A 14251-nucleotide genomic window follows, 5' to 3' on the forward strand; every position below is an offset into this window, starting at 1 on the left:
GTTCCGGTGCTTTCCCTCTTTCTAACGCGTTACGGCACGGGATCATACGGCCCGCGTTTGGAAAAGGGGTGGCACCGGCAGATGCGTTTGAATGCCAGCCAGCCGCCCTTGAGCGCGCCGTATTTCTCGATCGCCTCGATCGCATATTGCGAACACGTCGGGATATACCGGCAGCAGGGTGGTCTCGCCGGGGAAATATGCCGGCGGTAAAACCGGATTGCCGCCAGCATAAAACGCTTCATGACCGAGCTGCCGCGACTTTATTCTCCTGCAAAGCCCGCAGCAGCGATTTTTCAATTTCCAAATAGGTTGCACCCACCGCGCGGCTGCGCGCGACGAGTATCAGATCCACGCCCACCGCAAATTCGTCCTCATGCAGACGATATGCCTCGCGGAACAGGCGCTTGATGCGGTTTCTCTGCACCGCACCGGCCAGCTTGGCGCTGACCGTCAGCCCCAGCCGGTTATATCCCAACCGGTTTTTCCGGCAATACAGGACCAGATGCCTGCCCGCCGAAGAAACACCCCGGTGATACAGCCGCCGGAACTCGTGGTTTTCCTTCAAGGATATGGTGTGCTTCATCTTTTTCTCCTCGTTTTTCCGATGCCCGGGAAAAAACGGAAGGTAACGCCCACACATTTTTGGGGACGTTATCTCAAATTTCTTTGCAGCTAAGTATGTTTGCAAAGCCGACCGTATCGCTTTTGCCGTCCGGCGGATACGGCCCGAAACCTGTTCGCCGGATTTTCCTTTGCCGGGCAAAACGCAGTGGTCTGCGTGTTTTCACCCGGACAAACGAAAAAAACGAGCCGCAGAATAAAGCGGCTCGCTTCGTTTTCCCTTCGCGCCGCCGGCGCGTATTGAAAAATCGGTTTTTCGCTTAGTGCGTCAGGCGTGCGCGGCCCTTGGCACGGCGACGGGCCAGTACCTTGCGGCCGTTCGACGTACGCATACGCTTGCGGAAACCATGCTCCTTGGAGCGCTGACGCTTCTTGGGCTGATAAGTTCTCTTCATTTCTTCGTGCACCTCCCTGTTCATGGATTTACGGATGGGCACCGGCATAGGTCCGGCGCGAGACGCGGGCACATGCCGCTGCCTGTCCGCAGAATATGAGACAATAATTATTATCCTATAAAAGCACCCAAATGTCAAGGTTTTTTTGCGTTTTCAACATCTTGGGGACGGGTCAAAAAATCCTACCATAACTTGCGTCTGTGTTGGCAAAAATTCCGAAAACCATACACAATTTTCTCCCCAGCTGGGGAAAACCCTTTCAGTTGAATCTGTCGGAATCTTGTGCTATTATTATATTATCTATGTACTTATATCGACAGGAGGCGCCCCATGGCTAACAATATATTGGAAATGGCGCTCGAACGCCTTGAACGCGATTTCCCGCCGTCCAGCCTTTCCGCCTGGTTCGACGATGCAACGGTTGTTTCTTTTACGGACAACCGTTTGATTTTGCATTCCCCGGTCCAGTTCAAAAAAGAATTTATCGATCAGAAGTTCATCGAGCCGCTGCAAAACGCGCTGTATGAGCTGACCGGCGACCCGATCACGGTCGTCGTCGTCACCGGCGAGTACACCGCGCCCACGACCAGCTCTTCCCCCTACGATGACTACACCTTCGAACGGTTCATCGTCGGCTCATCCAACAAGTTCGCGCACGCGGCGGCGCTCGCGGTGGCCCAGCGGCCGGCGGCGGAAAACAACCCGCTGTTCATCTACGGCAACTCGGGTCTGGGCAAAACCCACCTGATGTACGCGATCGCGAACGTGCTGCGCCGGACGCACCCGGAATTTCGCATCATCTACGTCAAGGGCGAGGATTTCACCAACGAGCTGATCACCGCCATCCAGGAAGGCAACGTACAGGCGTTCCGCAACAAATACCGCATGGTCGATCTGCTGCTGCTGGACGACGTGCAGTTCATCGCGGGCAAAGAGCGCACGCAGGAGGAATTTTTCCATACCTTCAACGCGCTGTACGAAGCGAAAAAGCAGATCGTGCTCACATCCGACCGGCCGCCCAAGGAAATCAATACGCTCGAGGACCGCATGAAAACCCGTTTCGAGTGGGGCCTGCTGGCCGATATCCAGCCGCCGGACTTTGAAACCCGCATCGCGATCATCCGCGACAAGGCAGTCAAGATGGGCGTAGACCTGCCCGACGACGTCTCCACCTACATCGCGGAGAACATCCAGTCCAACATCCGGCAGCTTGAAGGCGCGGTCAAAAAGATCAAGGCCATGCACGAGCTGATGGGCGAACGCATCACCGTTCCGCTGGCGGAAAACGCGATCGACGCCCTGCGCATCGAAAACCCCGGCCTCAACCCGACGCCCGAACGCATCATGGAAGCGGTCGCCAACTATTTCTACATCCCGGTCGAGCAGATGATTTCGCAGAACCGCTCCAAGGACGTTGCCTATCCGCGTCAGATGGCCATGTACATGATCCGTCAGGAACTCGAATATTCCTTCCCGGATATCGCCAAGATTTTCAAGCGCGATCACACGACCGTCATGCACGCCTGCAACAAAATCGAGGAGGAACGCAAGAACTCCCGAGAGACCGAAGAGGTCATCAAAAAGCTGCACAACAACATCCGCGGGGAATGAAAAACTATCCACAGAAGCCTGTGGATTCCACAAGGGTTGTCCTGTGGATAAAAAAGCAAACTGTGGAAGCTGTGGAGCGGACAGAATTCATCCACATCCCGCTGTGTACGACATTTCCCGCACCACGTCTGGGTTTGCACGGTTTTTCCCCAATTTCCCCAACCCCTACTACTACGATAAAAACCTATCCTGTTTTTTCTTACGATTTCCAAAGAAAGAGGAACGACCGATGAAATTCTCCTGTGAAAAAGAAACTCTGCTCAGCCTGATCGGCACAGCCTCCCGTGCAGTGACCGGAAAAAGCGCCATGCCGCTGCTCGAAGGTCTGCTCGTCACTGCCGATGCCGATTCACTGACCTTGACCGGCTACGATCTTTCCATGGGCATCCGCACCACGGCCGAAGCCGATATTGTCGAACCCGGTAGCATCGTTTTGAACGCCAAGCTGTTTTACGACATTGTCCGCAAGCTGCCGCAGGACGTCGTCTATCTGGAAACCGACGACAAGCTGCTGACCACCATCAAGTGCGGCCGCGCAGTGTTCAACCTGATCGCGACCGAAGCCGACGAATATCCGGCGCTGGCCGAGGTTTCGGCCGACACCGGCTTTTCTCTGCCGCAGTCCATGCTGAAAAGCATGATTGCGCAGACCATTTTCTCGGTGTCCGACAACGAGAGCAAGCCGATCCACACCGGCTGCCTGTTTGAGCTGGAAGGCAGCCGCCTGAACGTCGTCGCCGTGGACGGCTATCGCCTGTCCGTGCGCCGCGAAACCGTGGAAGGCATTTCCGGGGACATGAAATTCGTCGTTCCCGGCTCGTCGCTGCGCGAAATCGAGCGCATTTTGACTGAAGAGGACGGCGACGTCGAGATTTTCCCCGACCGCAAGAACATCCTGTTCCGCATCGGCGGCACCACGCTGATCACCCGCCTGATCGACGGCGAGTTCCTCAACTACCGCGCCGCAATCCCCGCGGAATTTGAATATGTCGTCAAAGCCGACCGCCACGAATTCATCACCTGCATCGAGCGCGTGTCGCTGATCGTATCGGAAAAGCTGAAAAACCCGGTACGCTTCCATTTTGACGGCTCGTATGTGCAGATGTCCTGCATCACGGCCGTCGGCAAGAGCTATGACGAATGTGCGTTCGACGGCAATATCGAAGATCTGGAGATCGGTTTCAACAACCGCTACATTCTGGACGCGCTGCGCGCCGCGGGCGACGATACGGTCAAATTGCAGCTCAAGGGCTCGCTCAACCCGATCGTCATTTCGCCGCTCGAAGGCGACAAATACACCTATCTTGTGCTGCCCGTGAGGTTGAAAGCCAATGACTGAGATCAAAATTGACACCGAATTTATCAAGCTGGATGCACTGCTCAAGTTTGCAAACCTCGTGTCCTCGGGCGGCGAGGCCAAGATCCGCATCGCCGAGGGCGAGGTTGCAGTGAACGGCGAACCCTGCACGATGCGCGGCAAAAAGCTGCGCCCGGGCGACACCGTGACGCTGGACGGCGAAAGCGTCCGGATCGTATGAACATCCGCTCGCTCACGCTCGAGCAGTTCCGCAACTACGAGCAGGCGCATTTTGACTTTGATCCCGCGGTCAACCTGATCTGCGGCGAGAACGGGCAGGGCAAAACCAACCTGCTCGAGGCCGCCGCGGCCTGTTCGACCATGCGGCTGTTCCGCACGGCGCAGAAAAAAGAGGGTCTGCGCTTTGGACAGGACCATGCACGGATTTTAGCGGATTTTCAGGCGCAGGGGCGCGATTTCGCGCTCGAACTGCGCCTTTCGCGCTTAAAATCCATGGAAATTTACAAAAACGGCGTGCGTCAGAAGCGGCAGTCGGATGTGCAAGGACTTTTAAAAACTGTTTTATTTTGTCCGGAGGACCTGATGCTCGTGCGGCAGGGCGCCGGTGCACGCCGCCGCTTCCTGGACACCGCGCTGTGTCAGCTGCGACCGTACTATGCGCGCTATCTCGAGGAATACAACCGCCTGCACGACCACAAGACCCGCATCCTGCGCGACAGCGAGGAAAAGCCCTCACTTTTGTCTATGTGGGAGGATTTTTCGCTGCGCATGGCGCATATTGGCGCGCAGATCATCCGTTACCGCGCATATTACTGCAAAAAGCTGCTCCAAGCGGCAGCGGCCGTCTATGCCGACATCGCGCCGCAGGAGGTGCTTTCGGGCGAGTATCAGACCGTGTCGAGCGTGACCGACCCGTTTGCCTCGGCGGCGCAGATCGAACAGGAGCTGGTCGACCACGTCCTGAGCCACAAGCAGGCCGAGATCGCGGCGCGCAGCTGCCTGTCCGGCCCGCATAAGGACGACCTTGTGCTGCTGCTCGACGGGCGCAGCGCTGCGTCCTACGGCTCGCAGGGGCAGGTGCGCACCTGCACGCTGTCGCTCAAACTTGCCGAGCGCGAGCTGTTCTTCCACGAGGACGGCGAGTATCCCGTGCTGCTGCTCGACGACGTGCTTTCCGAGCTCGACCGCCGGCGGCAGGACTTTGTGTTGAACCGCATTTCGGCCGGTCAGGTCATGATTACCTGCTGCGAGGACGGCATTTCGGACAAGCTGCGCACGGGCGCGGTTTTCCAAATAAAAAACGGCAAAATCATTTGAGTTTTTCCGGCTTTTCGGTACACAAAACCTGAAAAAAGTGGTATAATTACAATAGAATACAGCCCGAGGGACAGACCGGCGGACGATCCTCCGCGCGGCGGCTGAAAAAACCCGCGCGCGGCCGTTCCACGGTCTGTTATTTTGTCCATTTTGTGGGAAAACAGGAGGATTTTTTCCATGTATCTGCATTTGGGACAGGACTATATCGTGTCGCTGCAAAGCGTGGTCGCCGTGTTCGATATGGACACCGCCACCGCCTCCAAACGCACCGCCCGGTTAATTGAGCGGCTGCAGGACGAGGGCCGCATCATCGAGCTGTATGAGGACCTGCCGCGCGCGGGCGTGTTGTGCGACACGGCGCTCGGCGAAACACTGTATTTGACCAGTCTGTCTCCGCAGGCGCTGCAGCGCCGCGCGGAAAAGGCCTATGCGATATAGGCGCATCATCATCGTTACCGCAATTTCTGGAAAGGGAATTAATCATATGAGTGAAGAAATGGAAATCAAGGACGAAGTGCTCGACCTCAAGGTCACCGAGACATACGACGAAAGTCAGATCCAGGTGCTCGAAGGTCTGGAAGCTGTGCGCAAGCGTCCGGGCATGTATATCGGCTCGACTTCCGCGCGCGGCCTGCACCATCTGGTGTACGAAATCGTCGATAACTCGATCGACGAGGCGCTGGCGGGCTACTGCACCCATATCGAGGTGACGATCGAAAAGGGCGATGTCATCCGCGTCACGGATAACGGCCGCGGCATCCCCTGCGGCATCCACCCGCAGATGGGCATCCCGTCGCTGGAAGTCGTATTGACCGTGCTGCATGCGGGCGGCAAGTTCGACGGCGCGGGCTACAAGGTCTCCGGCGGCCTGCACGGCGTTGGCTCGTCGGTCGTCAATGCCCTGTCCGACTGGCTGGAAGCCGAGGTGCGCGACGGGCATGTGAAGCACTACATGCGCTTTGAACGCGGCGTGACCGTGATCAAGATGCGCGATACGCCGTGCGAGAGCGAAACCGGCACGACCATCCGCTTCCACGCCGACCCTGAGATCTTTGAGACGACGGTGTATGACTTCGACGTGCTGGAAAAGCGCCTGCGCGAGCAGGCATTCCTCAACGCCGGCCTCAAAATCACGCTGCGCGATGAGCGCGACGACGAGCCGGTCGAGGAAGTCATGCACTACGAGGGCGGCATCCGTCAATTTGTGCAGCACTTAAATCGCACCAAGAACCCGCTGCACGAGGACGTCATCTACATGGAAGGCAGCCGCGATACCTCGATGGCCGAGGTCGCGATGCAGTATACCGACAGTTACAGCGAGCTGATCCTGTCCTTTGCCAACAACATCAACACGACCGAGGGCGGCACGCACGAGACCGGCTTCAAGGCCGCGCTCACCCGCGTGCTCAACGAATACGGCAAGAAATACAAGCTCTTAAAGGACGACGAGTCTTTCAAGGGCGAGGACGCGCGCGAGGGTTTGACCGCCATCATCTCGGTCAAGTTGCAGGAAGCGCAGTTCGAGGGCCAGACCAAGACCAAGCTGGGCAACAGCGACATGCGCACGCTGGTGGACGCGATGGTGTCCGAAAAGCTGATGACCTTCTTTGAGGAAAATCCGGCTGTTGCGCGCGCCATCATCGAAAAAGCGCAGACCGCCGCCCGCGCCCGCGAGGCCGCCAAAAAGGCGCGCGAAATGACGCGGCGCAAGTCCGCGCTCGACTCGGCGTCTCTTCCCGGCAAGCTGGCCGACTGCATTGAAAAAGACCCGACTTACACCGAAATTTACATCGTCGAGGGTGATTCCGCCGGCGGCTCGGCCAAGGAAGGCCGCGACCGCCGCCATCAGGCCATCCTGCCGCTCTGGGGCAAGATGCTCAACGTCGAAAAGGCGCGCCTCGACCGCGTTTACGGCAACGATAAGCTGACCCCGATGATCACCGCGTTCGGCGCGGGCTTCGGCGACGACTTTGATCTTTCCAAGCTGCGCTACGGCAAGATCATCCTGATGGCCGATGCCGACGTCGACGGCAGCCATATCCGCACGCTGTTGCTGACCTTCTTCTTCCGCTTCATGCGGCCGCTCATCGAGCACGGACATGTCTATATCGCGCAGCCGCCGCTGTTCAAGAACGAAAAGGGCAAGGACGTGCGCTATACCTACACCGATGAGCAGCAGCGCGAATGCCTCGCCGAGATGGGTGAGGGCGTGCGCGTGCAGCGTTACAAAGGTTTGGGCGAGATGGACCCGCAGCAGCTGTGGGAGACCACCATGGACCCGACGCACCGCACCCTGCTGCAGGTGACGATGGACGACGCGGCGGCGGCCGACGAGACCTTTGCGCTGCTGATGGGCGAAAAGGTCGAGCCGCGACGCGAATTTATCGAGAAAAACGCCAAATACGTTATGAATCTGGACGTCTGATGCGCGTACGGTATGCATAAATAACGCCAACAATTCCGGAGGCAAAGAATGAGTCAAGAATACGAACAGCAGAAAATCATGCAGGTCGATCTCGAAAAAGAGATGAAAAAGAGCTATATCGACTATGCCATGAGCGTCATTGTCGGCCGTGCGCTGCCCGATGTGCGCGACGGCCTCAAGCCGGTACACCGCCGCATCCTGTACGCCATGTACGAGGACGGCCTGACCTCGGATAAGCCTTACCGCAAGTCCGCAACGACCGTCGGTAATGTGCTAGGCCGGTACCACCCGCACGGCGACGCATCGGTATACGATGCCCTCGTCCGTCTGGCGCAGCCGTTTTCGCTGCACTATCCGCTGATCGACGGCCACGGCAACTTCGGTTCGGTCGACGGCGATCCCCCGGCGGCTTACCGTTACACCGAGGCCCGCATGGCCAAGATCGCAAACTACATGCTGGCCGACATCAAGAAGGACACGGTCGATTTCCAGCCGAACTTCGATGAGGAGCTCAAGGAGCCGGTCGTGCTGCCCTCCCGCTTCCCCAACCTGCTGGTCAACGGCTCGTCGGGCATCGCGGTCGGCATGGCGACCAACATCCCGCCGCACAACCTGACCGAGGTCGTGGACGGTATCTGCTATGTGATCGACCATCCGGAAGCCGAGATGGACGAGATCTGCCAGTTCATCAAGGGCCCGGACTTCCCGACCGGCGGCGTCATCATGGGCCGCAGCGGCATCCGCGCAGCGTATGCGACCGGCCGCGGCAAGATCAAGGTGCGCGCCAAGACCGAGATCGTCGATCTGCCCAACGGTAAGAGCCAGATCCTGATCACCGAGATCCCGTACATGGTCAACAAGGCGCGTCTCGTGGAGTCCATGGCGAACCTCGTCAAGGACAAGCGCGTGGACGGCATCACCAACATTCAGGACCATTCCTCGCGTGAGGGCATGCAGATCGTGGTCGATATCCGCCGCGACGCCAACGCGCAGGTCATTTTGAACCAGCTGTTCACCTATACCCAGCTGGAGGACACCATTTCGATGATCCACATCGCGCTCGTGCCGGGCGCGAACGGCAAATTGCAGCCGCGCGTGTTGACGCTGCGCCAGATCATCGACCAATACGTCGCGTTCCAAAAGGACGTTGTCGCCCGCCGCACGCGCTTTGACCTCAAGAAAGCGCGCGACCGTGCGCACATCCTCGAGGGCCTCAAGGTCGCGACCGACAACATCGATCGAATCATCGCGATCATCCGCGCGTCCAAGAACGAGGCGGAAGCCAAGGTCAACCTGATGGCAGAGCCGTTCTGGATCGACCAGATCGCGCTGCTCGGCATCGTGGATGGCTCGGAGCACTTCGAGTTCCACCTCGACGAGCCGCAGGCGCAGGCGATTGTCGATATGCGTCTGGGCCGTCTGTCCGGTCTGGAGCAGGAGAAAATCAACGACGAATACAAGGAACTCGAAAGCAAGATCGCAAACTTCGAGGAGATTCTGTCGTGCGACACCAACATCCTCGCGGTCGTCAAGACCGAATTGCAGGATATCAAGCAGAAGTACGGCGACGAGCGCCATACCGAGATCGCGAACGTTGCGGACGAGATCGACATTGAAGATCTGATCGAAGAGCAGGAATGCGCGTATACGCTGACCCACTTCGGCTACATCAAGCGTCAGCCGACCTCGGTTTACCGTGCACAGCGGCGCGGCGGCCGCGGCATTTCCGCGATGAGCACGCGCGAAGAGGACTTCGCCAAGGACATTTTCACCGCCTCGACGCATGACACGATCCTGTTCTTCTCCAACCGCGGCAAGGTCTACAAGCTCAAGGGCTACCAGATCCCGGAGACCGGCCGCTCGGCCAAGGGCATGAACATTGTCAATCTGCTCGAGCTGGAAAGCGACGAAAAGATCACCGCGATGTTCCCGATCAAGGAATTTGCAGACGATAAGTTCCTGTTCTTTGTCACCCGGCAGGGCATTGCCAAGCGCGTGGTGCTGTCCGACCTGCAGAATATCCGCCGCGCGGGCCTGCGCGCCCTCAACCTCAACGAGGACGACGCGCTGGTTGATGTGCGCCTGACCGACGGCGAGCAGAACATCCTGATCGCGACCCACGAAGGCCGCGCGATCTGCTTCGACGAAAACGAAGTGCGCGCGATGGGCCGCACGGCCACCGGCGTGCGCGGCATCCGCCTGAGCGAGGGCGACTTTGTCGTCGGCGCGGCGCGTGCGCGCAAGGGCGCGTATGTGCTGTCGATCACCGAGAACGGATACGGCAAGCGCACCCCGGTCGAGGAATTCACCATCCATCACCGCGGCGGCGGCGGCATGATGCTGCATAACCTGACCGCTAAGACCGGTCTGGTGGCCGGCATTGCGGTTGTGGACAGCGATAACGACGTGATGATCATCACGGACGACGGCGTCATCATCCGCACGGGCTGCGAAGAGATCCGCGAATGCGGTAGAGGCAGCCAGGGCGTTATCGTGATGCGCACGAGCGAGGACGTCAAGGTCATTTCGATCGCCCGCACCAGCAAGGAGGAAGAGGATTCCGCCGAAGACGGCGAACAATCCGAATCCGCGGAGACGGTAGAGACCACCGAAGAATAAAAGATAAAAAGGACGCACCAAGGTGCGTCCTTTTTTTGCGCGGTGCGGCAGGCGCTTACAATTTTTCCACAGAGGTGTGGAAAAAGAAAAAAGCGATTGACAGTCCGTATATCATGTGATATATTTATCACACAAAAAGACAAATAGATCACATATGGGAGGGATCTACGATGACGCTGACCCGTGCAAAAAAACTCCATGCCGCCGCGTGGGGCGTGCTTGTTGTCCTGTGGGTGTTCGCCAAGAACTTCGGTCCGATTAAAGCGCAGCCGTGGCAGGGCATTGCCATCGCGCTGTGTGTGGCGCTGCTCATCGGGCTGCTGCTGCTGGAAAGCGGTCTGGGCGTGGAAAAGCCGGACGAGCGCGCTACTGCCAACGGCTATAAGGCCAATTCCCTGCTGTTCAACCTGCTCAACGGCGCGCTGGTGCTCTATATTGTCCTCGGCAAGGAGATGCCGCTCACCATCCCCTATGAATACGCGCTGCTGCTCATGGCGCTCATCAATCTCTTTCAGGATCTGGCGTTTCTGTATTACGAGCGCCGCGCAGAGTGACCGCCATGCTGAAAACACACATCAAAGAGCTGCGCGCGGCACGCGGCATGGACCAGGCGCAGCTGGCGGCGCTGGTCGGCGTGCGGCGCGAGACCATCGGCCGGCTGGAAAACGGGCAGTATAACCCCTCGCTCAAGCTCGCGATGGACATCGCGAAGGTGTTCGGCCTGACGGTCGAAGAAATATTCAGCTTTACCGAGGATTGAGCAAAGAAAAGCAAAAGAAAAGACCGTTTTCCAATGGAAAACGGTCTTGTTGTATCCTTGTAATGAAAAAACAGTGATTACTCTGCGGTGTAGGGCAGCAGAGCGATGTGACGGGCGCGCTTGATCGCCTCGGTCAGCTGACGCTGATGATGCGCGCAGGTACCGGTCATACGGCGGGGCAGGATCTTGCCGCGCTCAGACATATACTTGCGGAGCTTGCCAGCATCCTTGTAGTCAACGTGCTCGACTTTATCAACACAGAAAGCGCAAACCTTGCGGCGGCGACGGCCGCGCTGCGGGCGCTCTGCACGCTCCGGACGGGGCGTGAATTCCTTCTTGGTTTCTTCCATTGTCGCGTAACCTCCTTCAGTTTAGAATGGGACATCGCCGTCGTCGTCAGCCAGCTCCTGAAAATCCGAATTGCCCGCGGGCAGATCGAATGCCGGAGTCACCTGGGACGCGGCAGGCTCGGGCCGCATCTGCGATCCGTTATCATAGCCGCCGTAACCGCCGCCTGCGTAACCGGCGTTTGCTTCGCGGGACTTTTTGGTCTCGCCGAAGGAAACTTCGTCGCAGTTGATTTCAATCGCGGTGCGGTTGTTGCCGTTCTGGTCCTGCCACTGGCGGGACTGGACACGGCCGACGACAATCGCCATAACGCCCTTTGCAAACCACTGTGCAACAAACTCCGCCTGACGGCCCCATGCGACGCAGTCGATGAAGTCGGTCTGGCGTTCGCCGTTCGGGCCCTTACGGTCGCGGTCGATCGCAAGGCGGAACGAGCACACAGCCATATTGGATTGCGTGTGGCGCAGCTCGGGATCGCGGGTCAAACGACCCATCAGAATAGCCTTGTTGAGCATTGGTCGTTCACCGCCTTAGTCGTCCAGGCAGACGATGATCGAACGCATCACGCCGTCCGTGATCTTGTAGATACGGTCCAGCTCAGCCGGGAACTCCGGCTTGGACTCGAAACGGATCAGGGTGTAAGCACCTTCCGTCTGGTCCTCGATCGGGTACGCCAGACGGCGCTTGCCCCAATCTTCAACCTCTACGTTCGTGCCGTTCGCCTCGACGAGAGACTTGAACTTGTCCACAACAGCGGTAGCCGCTGCCTCTTCCAGCTTGGGGTTGACAATGAAGATCGTCTCGTACTTGCCAGAAATCTTTGCCATTTTCTTAGCACCTCCTTTTGGACTTTTGGCCCACATCCTTTGATGTGAGCAAGGATACCTTACTATTATATCCAATGGAGCGAAAAAGTCAAGGAAAATTTGAAAAAAAGATTGACGAAACGAAAAAAACATGATATACTATCAAGGCTGACATACGAAAGCGTAGTCAGTTTGGTGAAATTGCTTGCGTGGCTCAGTTGGTACACTCGTCCGCAGACGAGCGTGTCGGAGGCCAACCGCCCGAAGGGCGGCACTTAGGCCGGAGACGAGCAGCGCCGCGCCCGCAGAACGCAGGTGTGCAGCACAAACCAGACAATTTGATATCTGCTTGCGTGGCTCAGTTGGTAGAGCAGCGCATTCGTAATGCGCAGGTCGCCGGTTCGAGTCCGGCCGCAAGCTCCATGAAACCCGTTATTTCGAAAGAAATAGCGGGTTTTTTGTACTTTTTGGAGCTTTTTATTTTACACTAAAATTCTTTGGCCTTTATTTTGGCCTTTATTTTGTCTGAGTGAGAAGTTCAAGAGAAATCTCATTCATCAGCATAGCCTCAAACTGATTTGCATGTTTTTTTTGTTGATTCGGAATGAAATGCGCGTAAATATTAAGCGTTGTAGAGCTACTCGCATGTCCAAGCATATTGGCAACTTCGGTAATCGGTACACCACACATAATCTCATAAGAAGCCTTCGAATGACGAAGCATATGAGGTGTGACATGTGGCAGCTCATGCTTCTCAGCAAAATTGCTTAACCACTTACTATAGGACTCCGGATTGATCGGCAATCCATTTGCACGAGTGAACATCAGATTTGGGATAACGTCTCCCATCCACTGATCACCCATTTGAAGTGCATCCTCTTGCTGTTGTTTATGATACGACATAAGAAGCTGATTGATTTTGTATCCAATACCAATGATGCGATTCGAGCACACTGTTTTTGTATCACTAAGTATGAGCTTTCTTTTTTGATTTGGTGCAACACGTACAGCATGCAGTCCCTGCTTAATATGAATCGTTTGAAGATCGGTATTAAGACTATCCCACTGTAGACCAAGTGCTTCAGAACGACGTAAACCACTCTCTGCAATCAATAATGTCAAGAGATACATTGTATAAGGTGCTTCGTCGCGAAGCAAATCCAATAACTTATTCAAAGACTCCATTGGATAGTGTTTGACTTCTTTCTTCACGTTCTTTGTTTTTTTCACTGCATCACATGGATTGCGATCAATCAGCTCCTCCGAAACTGCTTCCTGAAGCAGTTCGTGTAATATAGACATAGTTTTAGTAACAGTTCCGGAGGAAATCGGCTGAGCTTCCCTTGCAGGATGAAAAGATTGCTGTGGATCAAGAGATAAAGCTTCACAGATTGATTGAGCATTTTCATTACGAATCGGAATACCAATACACGCATTCCTGAAAGTCGAACGAGAAATACCAATGATGTTGCATAAAGCAGTCATGGAGTATCCCTGCTTTTGCAGTTCTGTGCGAAGATCAATTGAAAATAAAGATGTGGATGTACTGGCATAAGTCTTACGGCTTTTCAGTTTGTTCTGAAATTCTTTTATATCCTTTACCGTAATGTCTTGTAAACGCTTTTCACCCAGAATCATATCAATGTAATCTAACGACTGCAAGTAGCTTGAAGTCGTATCGAATCGAAGATATATTTTTACATAATCTGTAATCCATATTTGAAGAAAATCATGTAAAGTAAGTTCTTTAGCATTAGATTCTGCATTATCTGACGTCTGTTTGGCCTTCTGAGCTTCATTTAAGAATTCTTTTTCAAACTCTGCCGCCAAAATCGGAAGCTGGCGATTGATTTCACGCTGTTTCATTGTTTCCGGTGGATTCCACTGTTTGGTTTTGATAATTTGCTTTCCATTTTTATCATAACCGTTGTAAGCAATCAATTGATAACCTTTTCCATGTTTACGGTATCTCGCCATAGTATTATCCTCCTATATACATTCCCCCTCCAAATTTTCTCTTAGACAAAATGA

Annotated in this window: 16 protein-coding genes and 1 tRNA gene; 10 read left to right on the plus strand and 7 right to left on the minus strand. The window is 55.8% G+C overall.

Annotated features, from left to right (window positions below; all coding sequences use genetic code 11):
• Positions 1-29: 29 nt before the first annotated feature.
• From yidD to rpmH, 3 genes are all read right to left on the minus strand, one after another.
• On the minus strand, positions 30-242 hold the full coding sequence (gene yidD, locus EJL02_RS09040; RefSeq protein WP_125116085.1) for a membrane protein insertion efficiency factor YidD: 213 nt from the start codon (positions 240-242) through the stop codon (positions 30-32).
• A complete protein-coding gene (rnpA, locus tag EJL02_RS09045) occupies positions 239-583 on the minus strand; it encodes a ribonuclease P protein component (protein WP_125116086.1) in 345 nt (114 codons plus the stop codon). Before rnpA ends, yidD begins: the two co-directional genes overlap by 4 nt.
• 298 nt (positions 584-881) lie before the next feature.
• Positions 882-1016 (minus strand): 50S ribosomal protein L34, encoded by a 135-nt coding sequence (rpmH, locus tag EJL02_RS09050; protein WP_125116087.1) that lies wholly within the window; start codon positions 1014-1016, stop codon positions 882-884.
• A 330-nt stretch (positions 1017-1346) separates the two neighbouring features.
• Between rpmH and dnaA the strand changes: the two genes are divergently transcribed.
• From dnaA to EJL02_RS09095, 9 genes are all read left to right on the plus strand, one after another.
• A complete protein-coding gene (gene dnaA / locus EJL02_RS09055; protein ID WP_125116088.1) occupies positions 1347-2627 on the plus strand; it encodes a chromosomal replication initiator protein DnaA in 1281 nt (426 codons plus the stop codon).
• A 229-nt stretch (positions 2628-2856) separates the two neighbouring features.
• A complete protein-coding gene (dnaN, locus tag EJL02_RS09060) occupies positions 2857-3966 on the plus strand; it encodes a DNA polymerase III subunit beta (protein WP_125116089.1) in 1110 nt (369 codons plus the stop codon).
• Complete coding sequence (locus tag EJL02_RS09065; protein ID WP_125116090.1) at positions 3959-4165, plus strand: RNA-binding S4 domain-containing protein; 207 nt, start codon at positions 3959-3961, stop codon at positions 4163-4165. Before dnaN ends, EJL02_RS09065 begins: the two co-directional genes overlap by 8 nt.
• A complete protein-coding gene (recF, locus tag EJL02_RS09070) occupies positions 4162-5262 on the plus strand; it encodes a DNA replication/repair protein RecF (protein ID WP_125116091.1) in 1101 nt (366 codons plus the stop codon). Before EJL02_RS09065 ends, recF begins: the two co-directional genes overlap by 4 nt.
• Positions 5263-5439: 177 nt before the next feature.
• Entirely contained in the window at positions 5440-5700 is a 261-nt protein-coding gene (gene remB / locus EJL02_RS09075; protein WP_125116092.1) for an extracellular matrix regulator RemB, read from the plus strand.
• A 46-nt stretch (positions 5701-5746) separates the two neighbouring features.
• Positions 5747-7687: a DNA topoisomerase (ATP-hydrolyzing) subunit B gene (gyrB, locus tag EJL02_RS09080; protein WP_279221210.1), complete on the plus strand. Its 1941-nt coding sequence runs from the start codon at positions 5747-5749 to the stop codon at positions 7685-7687.
• A 48-nt stretch (positions 7688-7735) separates the two neighbouring features.
• Entirely contained in the window at positions 7736-10306 is a 2571-nt protein-coding gene (gene gyrA / locus EJL02_RS09085; RefSeq protein WP_125116094.1) for a DNA gyrase subunit A, read from the plus strand.
• A gap of 170 nt (positions 10307-10476) precedes the next feature.
• Positions 10477-10860, plus strand: coding sequence for a hypothetical protein (locus tag EJL02_RS09090; RefSeq protein ID WP_125116095.1), 384 nt, complete (start codon positions 10477-10479; stop codon positions 10858-10860).
• 5 nt (positions 10861-10865) lie between these two features.
• Positions 10866-11066, plus strand: coding sequence for a helix-turn-helix transcriptional regulator (locus EJL02_RS09095; RefSeq protein ID WP_125116096.1), 201 nt, complete (start codon positions 10866-10868; stop codon positions 11064-11066).
• Positions 11067-11143: 77 nt separating this feature from the next.
• On the opposite strand, the gene rpsR is transcribed toward EJL02_RS09095, so the two are convergent.
• Genes rpsR through rpsF form a run of 3 tightly spaced genes read right to left on the minus strand, consistent with a single transcriptional unit; the run spans position 11144 to position 12241 of the window.
• Positions 11144-11416: a 30S ribosomal protein S18 gene (rpsR, locus tag EJL02_RS09100; protein WP_031473842.1), complete on the minus strand. Its 273-nt coding sequence runs from the start codon at positions 11414-11416 to the stop codon at positions 11144-11146.
• 21 nt (positions 11417-11437) lie between these two features.
• On the minus strand, positions 11438-11929 hold the full coding sequence (locus EJL02_RS09105) for a single-stranded DNA-binding protein (protein WP_125116097.1): 492 nt from the start codon (positions 11927-11929) through the stop codon (positions 11438-11440).
• A 15-nt stretch (positions 11930-11944) separates the two neighbouring features.
• Positions 11945-12241: a 30S ribosomal protein S6 gene (gene rpsF, locus EJL02_RS09110; RefSeq protein WP_125116098.1), complete on the minus strand. Its 297-nt coding sequence runs from the start codon at positions 12239-12241 to the stop codon at positions 11945-11947.
• A gap of 326 nt (positions 12242-12567) precedes the next feature.
• Between rpsF and EJL02_RS09115 the strand changes: the two genes are divergently transcribed.
• A tRNA-Thr gene (locus EJL02_RS09115) sits at positions 12568-12643 on the plus strand.
• Positions 12644-12736: 93 nt separating this feature from the next.
• Here the strand turns inward: EJL02_RS09115 and EJL02_RS09120 are convergent.
• Positions 12737-14197, minus strand: a complete 1461-nt coding sequence (locus EJL02_RS09120; protein ID WP_125116099.1) for a tyrosine-type recombinase/integrase — start codon at positions 14195-14197, stop codon at positions 12737-12739.
• Positions 14198-14251 lie beyond the last annotated feature (54 nt).

Origin of the sequence: Agathobaculum sp. Marseille-P7918, assembly GCF_900625105.1 — a bacterium.
GTDB lineage: Bacteria > Bacillota > Clostridia > Oscillospirales > Butyricicoccaceae > Agathobaculum.